At 69.1% G+C, this 15976-nt stretch carries 11 protein-coding genes and 1 pseudogene; 5 read left to right on the top strand and 7 right to left on the bottom strand.

Annotated features, from left to right (window positions below; all coding sequences use genetic code 11):
* Positions 1–37 precede the first annotated feature (37 nt).
* The 6 genes from MKK50_RS10205 to ileS all read right to left on the bottom strand — a co-directional run bounded on the left by MKK50_RS10205 (position 38) and on the right by ileS (position 8430).
* Positions 38–970, bottom strand: a complete 933-nt coding sequence (locus MKK50_RS10205; protein WP_499022012.1) for a ring-cleaving dioxygenase — start codon at positions 968–970, stop codon at positions 38–40.
* A 185-nt stretch (positions 971–1155) separates the two neighbouring features.
* On the bottom strand, positions 1156–2439 hold the full coding sequence (locus MKK50_RS10200) for a M16 family metallopeptidase (protein WP_253372508.1): 1284 nt from the start codon (positions 2437–2439) through the stop codon (positions 1156–1158).
* A gap of 70 nt (positions 2440–2509) precedes the next feature.
* Complete coding sequence (locus MKK50_RS10195; RefSeq protein ID WP_499022010.1) at positions 2510–3892, bottom strand: M16 family metallopeptidase; 1383 nt, start codon at positions 3890–3892, stop codon at positions 2510–2512.
* Between the two features lie 191 nt (positions 3893–4083).
* A complete protein-coding gene (locus MKK50_RS10190; protein ID WP_253372526.1) occupies positions 4084–4776 on the bottom strand; it encodes a hypothetical protein in 693 nt (230 codons plus the stop codon).
* 166 nt (positions 4777–4942) lie between these two features.
* The gene (gene lspA / locus MKK50_RS10185; protein ID WP_499022009.1) at positions 4943–5458 is read right to left on the bottom strand and encodes a signal peptidase II; all 516 of its coding nucleotides are present in this window, start codon (positions 5456–5458) and stop codon (positions 4943–4945) included.
* Positions 5455–8430, bottom strand: a complete 2976-nt coding sequence (ileS, locus tag MKK50_RS10180) for an isoleucine--tRNA ligase (protein ID WP_499022008.1) — start codon at positions 8428–8430, stop codon at positions 5455–5457. Before ileS ends, lspA begins: the two co-directional genes overlap by 4 nt.
* 490 nt (positions 8431–8920) lie before the next feature.
* Between ileS and MKK50_RS10175 the strand changes: the two genes are divergently transcribed.
* From MKK50_RS10175 to thrS, 4 genes and pseudogenes are all read left to right on the top strand, one after another.
* A complete protein-coding gene (locus MKK50_RS10175; protein WP_253372532.1) occupies positions 8921–10318 on the top strand; it encodes a dicarboxylate/amino acid:cation symporter in 1398 nt (465 codons plus the stop codon).
* Positions 10278–11244 (top strand): annotated as a pseudogene (locus MKK50_RS10170) (ROK family protein). The gene MKK50_RS10175 and the pseudogene MKK50_RS10170 overlap by 41 nt, the downstream one beginning before the upstream one ends.
* Complete coding sequence (locus MKK50_RS10165; protein WP_499022006.1) at positions 11241–12038, top strand: hypothetical protein; 798 nt, start codon at positions 11241–11243, stop codon at positions 12036–12038. The pseudogene MKK50_RS10170 and the gene MKK50_RS10165 overlap by 4 nt, the downstream one beginning before the upstream one ends.
* A gap of 112 nt (positions 12039–12150) precedes the next feature.
* Entirely contained in the window at positions 12151–14178 is a 2028-nt protein-coding gene (thrS, locus tag MKK50_RS10160) for a threonine--tRNA ligase (protein WP_499022005.1), read from the top strand.
* A 27-nt stretch (positions 14179–14205) separates the two neighbouring features.
* On the opposite strand, the gene MKK50_RS10155 is transcribed toward thrS, so the two are convergent.
* Positions 14206–15600 carry an aminotransferase-like domain-containing protein gene (locus MKK50_RS10155; RefSeq protein ID WP_499022003.1) on the bottom strand — a complete coding sequence of 465 codons (1395 nt, stop codon included), beginning with the start codon at positions 15598–15600 and terminating at the stop codon, positions 14206–14208.
* 125 nt (positions 15601–15725) lie between these two features.
* On the opposite strand from MKK50_RS10155, the gene MKK50_RS10150 reads away from it, so the two are divergent.
* On the top strand, positions 15726–15857 hold the full coding sequence (locus tag MKK50_RS10150) for a hypothetical protein (protein ID WP_499022002.1): 132 nt from the start codon (positions 15726–15728) through the stop codon (positions 15855–15857).
* Positions 15858–15976: the final 119 nt, after the last annotated feature.

Below are 15976 nucleotides of genomic sequence, written 5' to 3'. Positions count from 1 at the left end.
CCCGCCCCCCCGGATTCCGACGAACGGGCGTGCTGCATCATAAAGGCTTCAGCCCTGCTTCGATCTCCGCCCGGCGCGGTTCGAGGAATGGCGGCAGCGCGAGACGCTCGCCGAGTGATTCCATCGCCTCGTCGGTGGCGAAGCCCGGCCCGTCGGTGGCGATCTCGAACAGGATGCCGTTCGGCTCGCGGAAGTACAGGCTGCGGAAGTAGTAGCGGTCGACGGGGCCGCTGGAGGGGACGCGGCGCTGCTTGAGCCGGTCGGCCCAGGCGTCGTAATCGGCATCCGGGATGCGGAAGGCGACGTGGTGGACGGCGCCCGCGCCCTGGCGGGCCGGCGCACCCGTTCCCCTGAGAAGCTGGACCTCCGCGGCGGGACCGCCCTGACCGGTCTCGAACACCGTCACCTCGCCCTCGGGCAGCTCGAAGGTCCGTGCGCGGCGAAAACCGAGAACCTGCGTCAGCACCGCTTCGGTGCGCTCGGGCTGCGAGACGGTGAGGCGGATCGGCCCCAGCCCCCGGATCTGATGCTCGGCCGGCACCGGGCTGCCCGCCCAGGGATGCGCCGGCCCCACGCCACCATCATCCACGAAGCTGAGGCGCTGGCCCTCGCCGTCCTCGAAATCGAGGGTGAGACGCCCGTCCCGCTCGATCGCCGAACCGTGGTTCACGCCTTGGCGGGCGAGATGCTCGCGCCACCAGTCGAAGCTCGCCGCACCACCGACGCGCAGCAGCGTGCGCGAGATGCTGTCGGTGCCGCGGTGCTCGGCGGGCGCCGGCCAGTCGAAGAAGGTGATGTCGGTGCCGGGCGAGGCGCGGCCGTCGGCGTAGAACAGGTGGTAGGCCGACACATCGTCCTGATTGACGGTCTTCTTGACCAGCCGAAGCCCCAGCACGCGGGTGTAGAAGGCGAGGTTGTCGGCCGCCTGTGCCGTGATGGCGGTGACGTGGTGGAGTCCGGTGAGCTGCATCGCTTGAGGCCTCGCGCGGGAAGCGGTTTCAGCCTTCAACAGATAGGAGGTTCGGGCGCAAGCCCAAGGCGCCGGCCTCAACGGGGCACCGCGCCGCGAACCAAAGACCTTGGGCAGCAAAGAAAAAGGCCGGCAACGCGCTTACCGCGTGCCGGCCTCATCAAACCCGTATCGAGCAGAAACGCTTACAGCCCCGTGGGCCGCCCCGCGGCGACGACCAGCATCTTGCCGTCGCCGAGCGTGCGCGCGCCGGCCCGGCGGATGTCGGCCTGGGTCACGCTCGCCACGAGGTCGTTCCGGCGGGCGATGTAGTCCATGCCGAGCCCCTCGAAGGCGATCTGCACCAGTTGGTTGGCGATCTTGGTCGAGGTGTCGAAGCCGAGGGCGTAGGAGCCCGTGAGGTAGTCCTTGGCCTTCTGCAACTCCTCGTCGGAGGGGCCTTCGGTGATGAGGCGCTGGATCTCGTCGCCGATCACGTCGAGGGCCTCGACAACGCGCTCGTTCTTGGTGGCGGTGTAGCCCCAGGTCATGGCGACCGCGCGATGCGAGGTCAGCGAGGTGCCGACCGAGTAGGCCAGGCCGCGCTTCTCGCGCACTTCCTGGAACAGGCGCGAGGTGAAGGCGCCGCCGCCCAGGATGTGGTTCAGCACGTAGGCCGGGATGAAGTCGGGGTCGCGCCACGCCACGCCCGGCATGCCGAAGCGGATCACCGATTGCGGCACATCGAGATCGACGACGATGCGGCGGCCGAGTTCGTTGATCGCGGTCGGCGGAATTGATTTGAGCGGGCCTGCCTCGGGCAGAGCGCCGAAGGCGCGGGCGATCATGCCGGTGATCGTCGCCTCGTCGAAGGCACCCACGGCGGCGACCTTCAGGCTGCCGCGGCCGATCACGGCCCGATGCAAGGCCACGAGGTCGTCGCGGGTGATCGCCGACAGGGTCTCGATGGTGCCCGCCGAGGAGCGGCCGTAGGCGTGCCCCGGGAAGGCCTCGCGGAAGTAGCGGCGGGAGGCGAGTACGCCCGGATCGTTCTGCTGGTAGCGCAGGCTGGCGATCATCTGCGCCCGCACGCGCTCGATTGCGGGCTGATCGAAGCGAGGCTCGGCCAGCGACAGAGCCAGCAGGCGGATCGCCTCATCGGCGTGGGTGAGCAGCGTCTTGAGCGAGCCGCCGATGGAATCGGGGCCGGTGTGGAAGCTCAGCTCGATCGCGCGGGCCGCGAGCGCCTCTTGGAAGGCGTCCGAGTCGAGGTCGCCCGCGCCCTCGTCGAGCAGCCGCGCCATCATCTGCGCGGTGCCCGCCTTGCCCTCCACGTCCTGCGCGGCGCCGCCCTCGAAGGTGAAAGAGAGCGCGATCATCGGCACCACCGGCGAGGCGACGTGCCAAGCCTCGATGCCGGGGGCGGCCGCAAGCGGCAACGCCTGGGTCGGCGACGTCGCGGCGCGGGTGCCGGTCTCGGCGAGATTCATCGGAAGTTCCTTAAAGCGTCTTTTCGCAAACGGCGCCGCCAAAGCGGGCAGCGCGAAGAATCAGGTCGTCTCAGGCGATCGTCACGTCCGTGTCGCGCGCCTTGGTGAGGTAGCCGGTCACCGAGCGGGCGGGCACGAGGTAGCGGGCGGCGACCGCGACGAGCCGGTCATGGGTGACCGCATCGATCTCGACCGGCCAGCGGCGCACCTCCTCGACGGTCTCGCCGATGGCAAGCGCCGAGCCGTAGATGCGCGCGAGCGAACTCTGCGAATCGGAGGAATAGACCGTCTCGGCCACGAGCCGGATCTTGGCCCGCTCGATCGCCTCGGCGCCGAGCGCCTCGGGAACGCGGCGCAGCACGCGATCGATATGCTCTTCCAGCGCCTCCAGGGTCACGCCCTCGGCCGGCACGGCGTAGACGGCAAAGCGCGTGTCATCCATGGCCGAGCCCATGTACCAAGCGCCGGCATTCACCGCGACGCCCATCTCCAGCACCAGCTTGCGGTAGAGGAACGAGGTCGCACCGCCGCCGATGACCTCGGCGAGCAGTTCGAGCGCGTAGCCCTCGCCGTCGCGGGCGGTCATGCAAGAGGGGGTGAGGTAGAGGCGCTGCAGGGTCGGCTGTTCGACCTTCGGGTCGGCCACCGCGATCCGACGCATCGCCCGCGGCTCCGGCTCGCGCGGGCGCAGCCGCTGGGGCCGCGCGCCCTGCGGCGTCACACGGCCGTAGGTGTCCTCGGCCAGACGCCGCACCTCGTCCGGCGTCACGTCGCCGGCCACCACGAGGATCGCGTTCTCGGGGGTGTAGAAGCGCTTGTAGTAGTCGATGGCGTGGCTGCGGTTCAGCTCCTCGATCTCGTGCATCCAGCCGATGATCGGGATGCCGTAGGGGTGATGCACGAACAGCGAGGCGGCCATCGCCTCGGAGAGCTGCGCCGAGGGATCGGTCTCGACCCGCATCCGGCGCTCTTCCAGCACCACGTCGCGCTCCGGCGCCACCACGGCATCGTCAAGGACGAGGCCGCTCATCCGGTCGGCCTCGAAGGCCATCATCGTCGAGAGGTGATCGCGGGCGACGCGCTGGAAATAGGCGGTGTAGTCGTAGCTGGTGAAGGCGTTCTCCTGGCCGCCGAGCGACGAGACCGCCTTCGAGAAGGCGCCCGCCGGATGCGCTTCGGTGCCCTTGAACATCAGGTGTTCGAGGAAGTGGGCGATGCCGGACTGGCCGATCGGATCATCGGCCGAGCCGTTGCGGTACCAGACCATGTGCGTCGCGACCGGCGCCCGGTGGTCGGGCACCACCACCACGTCGAGCCCGTTGTCGAGCACGAAGGCGGAGACCTCCGGGCCGCCGGCCTCGGAGCGCCCGAACGGGGCGGCGTTCACGCGGCCAGCGTGATTCAGGCCTCGCTGCGGTCCTACGGGCGCGATGGCCTTCCGGTAGAGGTGCATCCCACTTTCCTTATGCGGGGGCTCTTCCGCCCTCCGCGCTTTCCGTCCCACGAATCCCGGCATTGTCCCGAGATCGGTTGCCGGTGGCAAATCCCATACCGCGCGGCGTGTCCGCGCGGTGACGGTCCGCCCGAGTGCTTCGTGCCTTTGCCGGCCCGCCGTAAGCGGCGCAACCGGGCGAAGGTCCGCTCTCAGCGCCCGGACGAATTTCTCATATAGGCACGCGGGTCGGCCTCTTCACGGTCGCTGATCGGACCGCCGACCGGGCCGCCCTGCGGCTTGGCGACCTTGATCGGCGCCTTGCGGTAGCCGTTGGGCGGATCGGTCAGCGTATCGCGGTCGGGCTCGACCAGCGACGGCTCGGTCTTGTCCGGCGTGCCCTTGAGCAGTTCGAACGGGTTGAGCCAAGTCGAATCGCGGGTATCGCCCTGGCCGGGTGCGTTCGCCGGCCCGGTGAGCGCGCCGGCGCCCGCGCGGCGGCCAGCATCCATCTCGTAGACCGAGAGCGTCTCGTTGTTGTCGTTCATGCGCCCTTGCGCACCGCGCACGATCGGCTTCTTCGCCTCGATGGCGGCGCGCTCGCGCTGGACCACCTCCGGATCCTTCGGCCAGGCCGGATCGGCCTGACGGGCGCGGGGCGCGGGTAGGCCGGCAGTCAGATCCTCCCGGCCGCCGAGCTTGGGCGGCATGGCCAGCGGCGCGCGCTCGCGATAGGTGATGGCGGGGCGGTCCGGCTCGATCAGGCCGAGATTGCTCAGCGTATCGCGCATGAACTCACCCTCGGCGTGGGCCGCGCCGACGGAAAGGCCGGGCAGCAGGGCTGCCCCCAAGGCCAGAGGGCGGATTGATCCGAAAGCCCGCGAGACGCTGCGCCGCCCGTTCATGCGATGTTCCCCAAGGTTTCAAGGATCGGCTCCGCCCGCTTTTCATCCGGGGCAGTCAGCCGAACTGCGATTCAACGTGAATCGCGGATAGAGACCTTCGTGAACGAGGTGAGCCGGGTTTCGGGCGAAGGTATGGCGCCTTGACGCGGGCGGGATGGGCTTCGTTTCAAGCCTGGGGACGGCCGCCGTTCCCGGCGACGTCCGTGGCCGGCGCGCGCTGGGCCGGCCGCAGGCTGTCGAGGATCAGGCCGATGACGCCCGCGACGATGGCCGCATCCGCCACGTTGAACACGTACCAGGACCAGCCGCCCGCGTGCAGGTGAACGAAGTCGAACACCGCCCCGTAGGCCGCCCGGTCGACGGCGTTGCCCAGCGCGCCGCCGACGATGAGGCCGAGCGCCACCGCAAGCAGCCGCGAGCCGGCCCAGCGCATCCACACCGAGAGGCCGATGGCGGCGGCAAGCGAGATCGCCACCAGCAGCCAGCGTCCGAGACCGCCCTCCTGCTGGAACAGGCCGTAGGAGACCCCCCGATTCCAGACCACGACGAAATCCGCGAACGGCGCCAGCCGCCAGGGTTGCGTCATCACGAGGTCGGTGCCGAAATAGAGCCAGAGCTTGGAGGCCTGATCGAGCACCAGCGTGGCCAGCAAAGCGATCAGGCCGGCGCGAAAGGGGGTCACGCCGCCTCCGGATGGGCGGCGTCCCACTCCCGCAGGGCCCGCGCGTCGCGGGGCGTCACGTCGGGATAGGCAGGATCGCTGCCGACCTCGGGTGTCACACGCCAGGAACGGGCGCATTTGATGCCCTCGGCCCGCTCGGGCACCACGGCCACGCCCTTCACCTCGTCGAGGCGGAACGCGTCGGCCGGGCCCTCACCGGCGCGAACCGTGATCGCCGAGGTGATGCAGGTGTCGGCGAAGTCCACGCCGTCGAGTGCCGCCAGAAGATCGGAATCCGACACGTAGACGGTCGGCGCGGCTTCCAAGCTGGCGCCGATGCGCTTGGCCGCGCGCTCGATCTCGAGCGCGCCGGTGACGACGCGGCGGACCTTGCGGATCTTCTGCCAGCGGGTGGCGAGCGCCTCGTCGCGCCATTCGGCGGGCGTCTCGGGCAGGGTCTGGAGATGCACCGAGCTGTCCTGCGACGGGTAGCGGTCGAGCCACGCTTCCTCGGCCGTGAAGGCGAGGACGGGCGCGAGCCAGATCACGACCCGGCGGAACGCCTCGTCGATGACCTGGAGCGCGGCCCGGCGGGTCACCGAGGAGATCGGATCGCAGTAGAGCGCGTCCTTGCGCACGTCGAAGTAGAAGGCCGAGAGGTCGCCGGTCATGAAGCCGTTGAGCAGCGCGACGATCCGCTTGGTGTCGAAGGCCGTGTAGGCGTCGCGGATCTCGCCGTCGAGCTGGGCGAGGCGATGCAGGATGAAGCGCTCCAGTTCCGGCATCTCGGCGAAGGGCACGTCGTCGCCGGGCACCCGGTGGGCGAGCGAGCCGAGCATCCAGCGCAGAGAGTTGCGCAGCTTGCGGTAGGTCTCGGCGAAGGTCTTCACGATTTCCGGGCCGATGCGCAGGTCGTCGGAATAATCGGCCGCAGCGACCCAGAGGCGCAGGATGTCGGCGCCAGATTCCTTGATGACGTTCTGCGGCGCGACGACGTTGCCGCGCGACTTCGACATCTTCTCGCCCTTGGCATCGAGGACGAAGCCGTGGGTGAGCACCACGTCGTAGGGGGCATGGCCGCGCGTGCCGCAGGATTCGAGCAGCGAGGACTGGAACCAGCCGCGATGCTGGTCGGAGCCTTCGAGATACATCACCGTATCCGGCCCGCCATCGACGGCGCGGCGGATGCCGGCAAGGCCGGGGAAGGCTTGTGCGTCGTCCAGCACGAAGGCGTGGGTCGAGCCGGAATCGAACCACACGTCGAGGACGTCTGTCACCTTCTCGTAGTTCGCCGGATCGTAATCGGGCGCCAGGAAGCGCTCGGTGGCGCCCTCCGCGAACCACGCATCCGCGCCTTCCGCCGCAAAGGCTTCGGCGATGCGGGCGTTCACCGCCGCGTCGCGCAGCACCGCCCCGGTCTCGCGCTCGACGAAGACGGTGATCGGCACGCCCCAGGCGCGCTGGCGCGAGACGACCCAATCCGGCCGGCCGGCGACCATGCCGTTGATGCGGTTCTTGCCCTGCGGCGGAACCCACTGCGTCTGCTCGATGGCGTGGAGCGCCGTCTCGCGGAGCGTGCGGTTGCCGAGCGCATCCACCGGCCGGTCCATGGCGATGAACCATTGCGGCGTGTTGCGGAACAGGACCGGCTTCTTCGAGCGCCAGGAATGCGGGTACTGGTGGCGCAGAACCCCGCGGGCGACCAGCGCGCCGACCTCGGTGAGCGCGGCGATGAGCGCCTTGTTGGCGTCGCCCTTCTCGCCCTTGGCGGTGAAGACGAAGCGGCCGGTGAAGCCCGGCGCCTCCGCGGTCAGCCGGCCGTCGGCATCGACGGTGTAGGGGATGCGGGTGTCGATGCCGGATTCCGTGAGGCGGCGGCCATTGGCCATCCAGACCTCGAAATCCTCGCGACCGTGGCTCGGCGCCGTGTGGACGAAACCGGTGCCGGCCTCGTCGGTGACGTGCTCGCCCTCCAGCATCGGCACCGGAAAGCCGTAGCCGGGATCGAAGGTGCCAAGTGGATGCGACAGGGTAAGCCCGGCGAGATTCGCTGCCGGCACGTCGGCCACGCGCTCGTAGGCCTCGACGCGGGCGGCCTTGAACACGCCTTCGGCCAGCGCGTCGGCAAGCAGGTAGCTTTCGCCGACCTTGGCCCAGTTGTCCTCCGCCGCTTCCGTGACGCGGTAGAGCCCGTAGGCGACGCGCTTCGAGTAGGCGACGGCGCGGTTGGCCGGCAGCGTCCAGGGCGTGGTCGTCCAGATCACGACGCGGGCGCCAGTCAGTTCCGCCGGAGCGCCCTCGCGGATCGGGAACGCCACGAACACCGTGTCGCTGACATGCTCCTCGTACTCGACCTCGGCCTCGGCGAGCGCGGTCTTCTCCACCACCGACCACATCACCGGCTTCGAGCCGCGATAGAGCTGGCCGGAGGCGGCGAACTTCATCAGCTCCGCGGCGATGCGCGCCTCGGCCGGATAAGCCATGGTCGAGTATGGATGATCCCAGTCGCCGGTGACGCCGAGCCGCTTGAACTCGTCTCTTTGTATGTTCAGCCAGTCCGCCGCGAAAGCCCGGCATTGCTGGCGGAATTCCAGCACCGGCACCTCGTCCTTGTTCTTGCCCTTGGCGCGGTACTGCTCCTCGATCTTCCACTCGATCGGCAGGCCATGGCAGTCCCAGCCCGGCACGTAATCCGCGTCGCGGCCGAGCGCGCCCTGCGAGCGGACGACGACGTCCTTCAGGATCTTGTTGAGCGCGTGCCCGATATGGATGTTGCCGTTGGCGTAGGGCGGGCCATCATGCAGCACGAAGCGCGGACGGCCCTTCGCGGCGGCGCGGATCTTTTCGTACAAGCCGATATCCTTCCAGCGCTCCAGCAGGAGCGGCTCGCGGGTCGGCAGCCCCGCGCGCATCGGAAAATCGGTCTTCGGCAGGAAGAGGGTCCGCGAATAATCGCGGGCAGCCACGGGGGCGGCGTCGGTCTGGTCGCTCATGGCAGGGTTCGGCGGGCTCTCGTCGCGGGGACGGTCGAAGAAAAACGGGCGGAAGCGCTTCACCCGGCATCCGGCGCGGCCGCTGAACGCGGCGCCTACGCGGAGGCCGGGCCCGTAATTCGCGGCGGAACGAGGATGAGGCCGAACATGGAGCGCTTCTAGAGCGCCCGCCCGCCAAGGGGAAGCCGCTTCGTCGCGGGGACGGAGGACAACGCCGAGGACCCGCCCCGACGCAGTGGACAGCGGAGGGAGGACGACTTGCACCGGCCCCGCTTCCTTGCCATCAGCCCGGCCCGAAGGTCGCCCAGGCAACCGTGACGCGATGCCCGGGCAAGACATGCGGCCAAGATGCCCGGCCAAGTCGAAAGACTCATTAGTTACAAACGCCGCGCCGACTACCGGGGTGCGATTGAGCACCGCGATCAAACGGAATAGCGTCCGCCCAAAGCCGCCCGGGCGAGGCCGCGCAACACGGTATCGGTGAGGAAACATGGCCCATTCCGCAACGCATGATGCGGGCGCGCCCGGCACGCCCAGCGCGCACACACCGTGGTACCGGGTGCTCTACATCCAGGTGCTGATCGCCATCGTGCTGGGCGTCCTGCTCGGCTGGCTCAGCCCGGAATGGGGCAAGTCGTTCAAATGGATGGGCGACGCCTTCATCGCGCTGATCAAGATGCTGATCGCGCCGATCATCTTCTGCACCATCGTCCACGGCATCGCCTCGATCGGCGACCTGAAGAAGGTCGGCCGCGTCGGCCTCAAGGCCTTGATCTACTTCGAGGTCGTCTCCTCCCTCGCGCTCCTTATCGGCATCATCGTCGGCGAGGTGATCCAGCCGGGCGCGGGCTTCGGCGCCGACGTGTCGAAGCTCGACGCCAAGGCGGTCGAGGGCTACGCCAGCAAGGCGGCCGCCGACTCCACGATCGCCCACCTCATGGCGATCATCCCCAAGAGCTTCTTCGACGCCTTCGCCACCGGCGACCTGCTTCAGGTGCTGCTGATCTCGATCCTGACCGGCGTCGTGCTCACCGGCATGGGCAAGAAGGGCGAGAGCATCACCCACGGCATCGATGCGGCGGGTCAGGTCTTCTTCCGCATCATCGGCCTCGTGGTGAAGCTCGCCCCCCTCGGCGCCTTCGGCGCCATGGCCTTCACGGTGGGCCAGTACGGCATCGGCAAGGTCATCGACCTCGCTTGGCTGGTGGGCACCTTCTACACCACCTCGCTGCTGTTCATCTTCGTCGTGCTCGGCGGCATCGCGGCGTTTGCCGGCTTCTCGATCTTCAAGTTCCTCGCCTACATCAAGGACGAGCTGCTGATCGTGCTCGGCACCTCCTCCTCCGAGACCGTGCTGCCGCACATGATGACCAAGATGAAGCGCCTCGGCGCGTCGGACTCGGTCGTCGGCCTCGTGATCCCGACGGGCTACTCGTTCAACCTCGACGGCACCAACATCTACATGACGCTCACCACCCTGTTCCTGGCGCAGGCGGTGGGGGCCGACCTCACGGTCGGGCAGTACGCAACGATCTTCATCGTCGCCATGCTGACCTCGAAGGGCGCCTCGGGCGTCACCGGCGCCGGCTTCATCACGCTGGCCGCGACCCTGGCCGCCATCCCCGGCGCCCCGGTGCCGGTGGCGGCGATGACCCTGGTGCTCGGCGTCGACAAGTTCATGTCGGAGTGCCGCGCGCTCACCAACCTCATCGGCAACGGTGTCGCCACCATCGTCGTCTCCCGCTGGGAGGGCGAGCTCGACAAGAAGAAGCTCGCCGAGGTGATGGCGCATCCGTTCTCGATCGGCACCGAGATCTCCGACGAGGCGCCGGAAGGCCCCGGCGAGGATGTGCCGGCCACCGCGCCGAAGGTCGTGGCGGCCCAGTAAGCCCGCCTTGATCTCCGACCGGTTGCGGATCGGGATCGATCTCGGCGGCACCAAGATCTCCGGGATCGCGCTCGACGCCGACGGGGCGACGCGGGCGGAGACCCGCGTGCCGACCCCGCGGGACGACTATGCCGGCACCCTCGACGCCATCGCCGGCGTCGTCGCCGCTTTGGAGCGGCAGGCCGGCGCGACCGGAGCAAGCGTCGGCGTCGGCATGCCCGGCGCGGTCTCCCGCGCCACCGGCCTGATCAAGAACGCCAACTCGGTCTGGCTGAACGGCCGGCCGTTCGCGGGAGATCTCGCGGCCTGCCTCGACCGCCCGGTGCGGGTCGAGAACGACGCCAACTGCCTTGCCGTGTCGGAGTCGGTGGATGGCGCCGGGGCGGGCGAGACCCTCGTTTGGGCGATCATTCTCGGCACCGGCGTCGGCTCCGGGATCGCCCTGCGGGGGCAGGCGCTGACAGGCCGCAACGCGATCAGTGGGGAGTGGGGGGCACAACCCGCTGCCCCAACCCCGCGACGACGAGCGCCCCGGCCCCGCCTGCTATTGCGGCCGCCACGGCTGCATCGAGACCTGGCTCTCCGGTCCCGGACTCGCCGCGGATTTCTTTCGGTGTACGGACCAAAATCTAACCGGCGAGGCAATCGTCGCTCGGGCGCAGGCCGGGGATGCGGACGCCGCCGCGGCGATGGCGCGCTATCGCGACCGGCTCGGGCGCAGCATTGCCCATGTGGTCAACATCCTCGACCCCGACGCCATCGTGCTCGGTGGCGGCCTCTCGCGGGTCGAGGGCCTCGCCGCCGCTCTCCCGGGCACAATCGCGCCGCACGTCTTCTCCGACCGCTTCGACACGCCGGTGCGGACGAGCCTGCACGGCGACGCCTCGGGCGTGCGCGGCGCGGCGTGGCTGTGGGGGACGACATGATCGATTGGCTCCGGCGCCTGTTCGGCCGGAATCGCCCGCCCGCGCCGGCCCTGCCCGTGACGGCCTGGAAGTCGCCGCTGCCGCAACAATGGCACGGCGAGGCGGAGATCGAGGCTCCGGCCCCATCCGGAGCGGTCTGGGAGCCGCAGCCGCCGCAACAGCGCAGCGAGGCGGAAATCGACGCCGTCGAGGCGGCTCTGGAGGGACTGATCTCCGCCGGCCTCCGTCTCGGCCCGCACTACGCGGGGATGGACCGGCGCGCCGCCGCGCGGGCGATGGCGGAGCATCCCGAATTCGCCGTCGGCGACGACAACGCGACCCGGCCGCTGACGCAGCGCGGCCCGGAGGCGCTGTCGATCGACATCCTGTGGAGCTACCGCGCCCTTGCCGACGGGATCGAGGACGAATTCTCCAACGCCGCGATCTTCGAAGATCACTGCTACGACGGGGCCGACGAGGACACCTATCGCGCGCTGTTCGCCCGACTGATCGCGGTCGCCGGGGTCTGGACCGGCCGCGGCGTCACCGTCGCCCGCGTGCCGGGTCTCGGCCCCTACGGCCATGGCTTCCGCGTCGCGTTCGGGACCGAACCACCGATCCCGCCGCTGACCTTCCCCGCCGACAAGAACTTCGATTGGAGCCTGCTCGAACAGCTCGATGCGAGCCGGCCGGCGGGTGAGACGCGCCGGTTCCGGATCGCCGCCGATGGCGGGGCGGGACTGGTGCTGTTCCTCGACGACGCCGAAGCAAGCGCGATCGCCGCGCGCCTCGGCTGGGGACCGGACGACCTCTGAGGGCTGCTGTTGTCTTTCGGTGTGATGAGTCAGCATTGACTTCGCCCGTCCGCCTTCCGAAAACCCGCCGTCCCCTCCGCGGGGCGCGCTTGGCAAAAAACACGGTCCCATCATGCCCATCCTGACCTTCCCCGACGGCAACACCCGCGCGTACGACGCCGCGGTGACCGGCCGGACCGTGGTGGAGGGCATCGCCAAGTCGCTCGCCAAGCGCACGGTCGCCATGGCGCTCGACGGCACGGTCTGCGATCTCGACGAGACGATCGAGCGGGATGCCGCGATCGAGTTCATTTCGCGCGACGATGCGCGGGCGCTCGAACTGATCCGCCACGACTGCGCGCACGTGCTGGCGGAAGCCGTGCAGGCTTTGTGGCCCGGCACGCAGGTCACGATCGGCCCCGTCATCGAGAACGGCTTCTACTACGACTTCGCCAAGGATGAGCCGTTCACGCCGGAGGACTTCCCGAAGATCGAGGCGAAGATGCGCGAGATCATTGCGCGCGACGCGCCCTTCACCCGGGAAGTCTGGAAGCGCGACGACGTGAAGGCGCTCTTCGCCGAGCGGGGCGAGCGCTACAAGGTCGAGCTGGTCGATGCGATCCCGCCGGGCGAGGATCTGAAGATCTACCGCCAGGGCGAGTGGTTCGACCTCTGCCGCGGCCCGCACATGACCTCAACGGGCAAGGTCGGCGCGGCCTTCAAGCTGATGAAGGTCGCGGGCGCCTATTGGCGGGGCGATTCCAACAACCCGATGCTGACCCGCATCTACGGCACGGCCTGGGCGACGAAGGAGGATCTCGACGCCTACCTGCACCGGCTGGAGGAGGCGGAGCGCCGCGACCACCGCCGCCTCGGACGTGAGATGGACCTGTTCCACTTCCAGGAAGAAGGGCCGGGCGTCGTGTTCTGGCACGCCAAGGGCTGGACCATCTTTCAAGAGCTGATCGCCTACATGCGCCGCCGCCTGAAGGGCGACTACGCCGAGGTGAACGCGCCGCAGATCCTCGACAAGTCGCTCTGGGAGACCTCAGGCCACTGGGGCTGGTACCGCGAGAACATGTTCGCGGCCCAATCCGCCGGCGAGGAGGCCGAGGACAAGCGCTGGTTTGCCTTGAAGCCGATGAACTGCCCCGGCCACGTCCAGATCTTCAAGCACGGGCTGAAGTCGTATCGCGACCTGCCCCTGCGCATGGCCGAGTTCGGCGTGGTCCACCGCTACGAGCCGTCGGGCGCCATGCACGGCCTGATGCGCGTGCGCGGCTTCACCCAGGACGACGCGCACATTTTCTGCACCGAGGACCAGCTCGCCGCCGAGTGCCTGAAGATCAACGACCTGATCCTCTCGACCTACGCGGATTTCGGCTTCGACCAGATCCTGGTGAAACTCTCGACGCGGCCCGAGAAGCGCGTCGGCTCCGACGCCCTGTGGGACCATGCCGAAGCGGTGATGACGCAGGTGCTGGCTCAGATCGAGGAGCAGTCCGGCGGGCGGATCAAGACCGCCGTCAATCCCGGCGAGGGCGCGTTCTACGGGCCGAAATTCGAGTACGTGCTGCGCGACGCCATCGGCCGCGACTGGCAGTGCGGCACGACGCAGGTGGACTTCAACCTGCCGGAGCGGTTCGACGCGAGCTACATCGACGCCGACAGCCAGAAGAAGCCGCCGGTGATGATCCACCGCGCCATCTGCGGCTCGATGGAGCGCTTCACCGGTATCCTGATCGAGCATTTCGCCGGGCACTTCCCGCTTTGGCTCGCGCCGGTGCAGGTGGTGGTGGCGACGATCACCAGCGACGCCGACCCTTACGCCCGCGAGGTCGTGCGGGTTCTGGAGCGCGCCGGGCTCCGGGTGGAAGCGGATCTCCGCAACGAGAAGATCAACTACAAGGTCCGCGAGCATTCGCTGGCCAAGGTGCCGGTGCTGCTGGCGCTCGGCCGCCGGGAGGCGGAGGAGCGCACGGTCTCGGTGCGCCGCATGGGTAGCCAGAAGACCACGACGATGGCACTCGACGCGGCGCTCGCCGCCTTCCTTGAGGAGGCGACCTCCCCGGATCGCCGCCGGGCCGACGCCGCTGCGGAGAGCCGTCCGAGTACCGATACGGTGCTCGATGGTCAGCACGTCGAGCTTCCGGCGCCTTGAGGCGAGGCGGGGTGGGGCCTTCGCGCCTTACCCCTCCATCGCCCGCGCGAGTTCGGAGAAAACCTGCGGGTCGGCGCATTGCGCCACGTTGAAGCGCATGGAGCCGGCGGCGCCCTGGCTCAACGAGAACACGTTGCCCGGCGCCAGCACGACGCCGCGGGCGAGGGCCCGGCGGGAAATCTCAGCCGCGTCGAGGCCGTCCGGCAGGCGCGCCCAGAGGAACATGCCCCCCTTCGGCACGAAGGGCACGGTGAGGCCGACCTCGGCCAGCCGTCGCACCACCGTGCCGCGAGCCTCCGCGAGCCGGGTACGCATGGCATCGACGTGGTGGCGGTAGCTGCCGTCATCGAGGAAGCGGTGGAGGGTCGCCGCGGTGAGGTGGTTGTCGCTCAACGACACGGCGAGCTTGAGATCGACGAGGCGCTCGACCCAGTCGTCGCGGATCGCGATCACGCCGACGCGGGCGCCGGTGGAGATCGTCTTCGAGAAGCCGCCGACATGGATCACCCGGTCGAGCCCGTCGAAGCCGGCGAGACGCGGGCCCGGCTCCGCCTCGAAATCGGCATAGGCGTCGTCCTCGACGATGAGCGTGCCGTGCATCTCGGCGAGCCGCAGGATGCGGTGGACGGCCACCGGGCTCAAGGTCGCGCCAATCGGGTTCTGGAGGCCGGAATTGGTGATGTAGAATCGAGGTTTATGTTCGATCAGCGCCGCCTCGAACGCGGCGAGATCCGGCCCGTCGGGTCCGAACGGCACCCCGACCATCTGCAAGCGGTGAGCGCGGGCGAGGGCCTGGAACGAGAAATAGCAGGGATCGTCGAGCAGCACCGTGTCGCCCGGATCGGCGAGGAAGCGGATGATCAGGTCCAGAGCGTGGGTGACGGAGTCGGTCAGCACGAGCTGATCGGGATGGGCGCGGATGCCACGCTCGGTCAGCCGCAAAGCGAGGTGCTGGCGCAAGGGGGCGTGGCCCTGCGGCGTGTCGTAGAACATCACCGCCTCGCTCTGGCGGGCGACTCGGCGCAGCGCCCGGCGCAGCTCGGCTTCCGGTAGCCAATCCGGCGGGAGCCAACCGCAACCGGGCCTCAGGGAGTCCGGGCGGGCTTCGAGCGATTGCCGGGTGATCCAGACCGGATCGACCGCCCGGTCGAGCCGCGGGCCGATCGCGGTGAGGCAGAGCGGCTCCGGGCGGGCGGAGACGAAGAAGCCCGAGCCCGGCCGCGAGACGATGGCGCCGCGCGCCGCCAGCCGGTCATAGGCCTCGACCACGGTCGATTTCGAGACCTGCATGCTGTCGGCGAGGCCCCGAACCGAGGGTAACCGGGCGCCGGGGCCGAGCGCCCGACCCTCGATCCGCGCCTCGATGGCGCGCATCACCGTCTCGACCCGTGAGAGGACCGGTTCCGCGACCGTAACCGTCATGGCTGTCCCTCCGAACTGTACCGTCACTCGTCCCGGACAGTTCTTCGAAATCGTACCGCAACCGTCTCTGTTGGGAAAGCGATGGCGCCGTCATATCGAGGCCATCGAAAGACAGGAGACGAAAGATGACGTTTTCGGAAGACACCCAAGCGCAGCATCCCAGCGCTCATGCCTGGATCGGCCGGCGCCTGCGCGACGCGATCGTTCTGGCCGCGGGCGCGCTGCTCGCCCTCCCGCTGATCGTGCCGTTCGCCTGAGCGCCCCTTCGACGGCTTTTCCCAGGATCTCACCTCATCCCGAGGTGCCGCCGAGCGGCCTCGAAGGAGGGCTCCAGGGATCGCGGCGTCTTCGGGAGGCCTCCGCTTCGCTCCGCTAC

Source organism: Methylobacterium sp. J-043 (assembly GCF_022829505.1).
Classification (GTDB): domain Bacteria; phylum Pseudomonadota; class Alphaproteobacteria; order Rhizobiales; family Beijerinckiaceae; genus Methylobacterium; species Methylobacterium extorquens_A.
Note: the sequence above shows the minus strand (reverse complement) of the source record. Positions and strands in the feature narration are given on the sequence as shown.

What these genes read in the sequence shown, in the direction of transcription:
- MKK50_RS10205 (WP_499022012.1), bottom strand. Translation starts at nt 970, where the DNA reads ATGCAGCTCACCGGACTCCACCACGTCACCGCCATCACGGCACAGGCG.
- ileS (WP_499022008.1), bottom strand. Translation starts at nt 8,430, where the DNA reads ATGAGCGACCAGACCGACGCCGCCCCCGTGGCTGCCCGCGATTATTCG.
- MKK50_RS10190 (WP_253372526.1), bottom strand. Translation starts at nt 4,776, where the DNA reads ATGAACGGGCGGCGCAGCGTCTCGCGGGCTTTCGGATCAATCCGCCCT.
- MKK50_RS10175 (WP_253372532.1), top strand. Translation starts at nt 8,921, where the DNA reads ATGGCCCATTCCGCAACGCATGATGCGGGCGCGCCCGGCACGCCCAGC.
- MKK50_RS10155 (WP_499022003.1), bottom strand. Translation starts at nt 15,600, where the DNA reads ATGACGGTTACGGTCGCGGAACCGGTCCTCTCACGGGTCGAGACGGTG.
- MKK50_RS10150 (WP_499022002.1), top strand. Translation starts at nt 15,726, where the DNA reads ATGACGTTTTCGGAAGACACCCAAGCGCAGCATCCCAGCGCTCATGCC.
- MKK50_RS10165 (WP_499022006.1), top strand. Translation starts at nt 11,241, where the DNA reads ATGATCGATTGGCTCCGGCGCCTGTTCGGCCGGAATCGCCCGCCCGCG.
- MKK50_RS10195 (WP_499022010.1), bottom strand. Translation starts at nt 3,892, where the DNA reads ATGCACCTCTACCGGAAGGCCATCGCGCCCGTAGGACCGCAGCGAGGC.
- thrS (WP_499022005.1), top strand. Translation starts at nt 12,151, where the DNA reads ATGCCCATCCTGACCTTCCCCGACGGCAACACCCGCGCGTACGACGCC.
- MKK50_RS10200 (WP_253372508.1), bottom strand. Translation starts at nt 2,439, where the DNA reads ATGAATCTCGCCGAGACCGGCACCCGCGCCGCGACGTCGCCGACCCAG.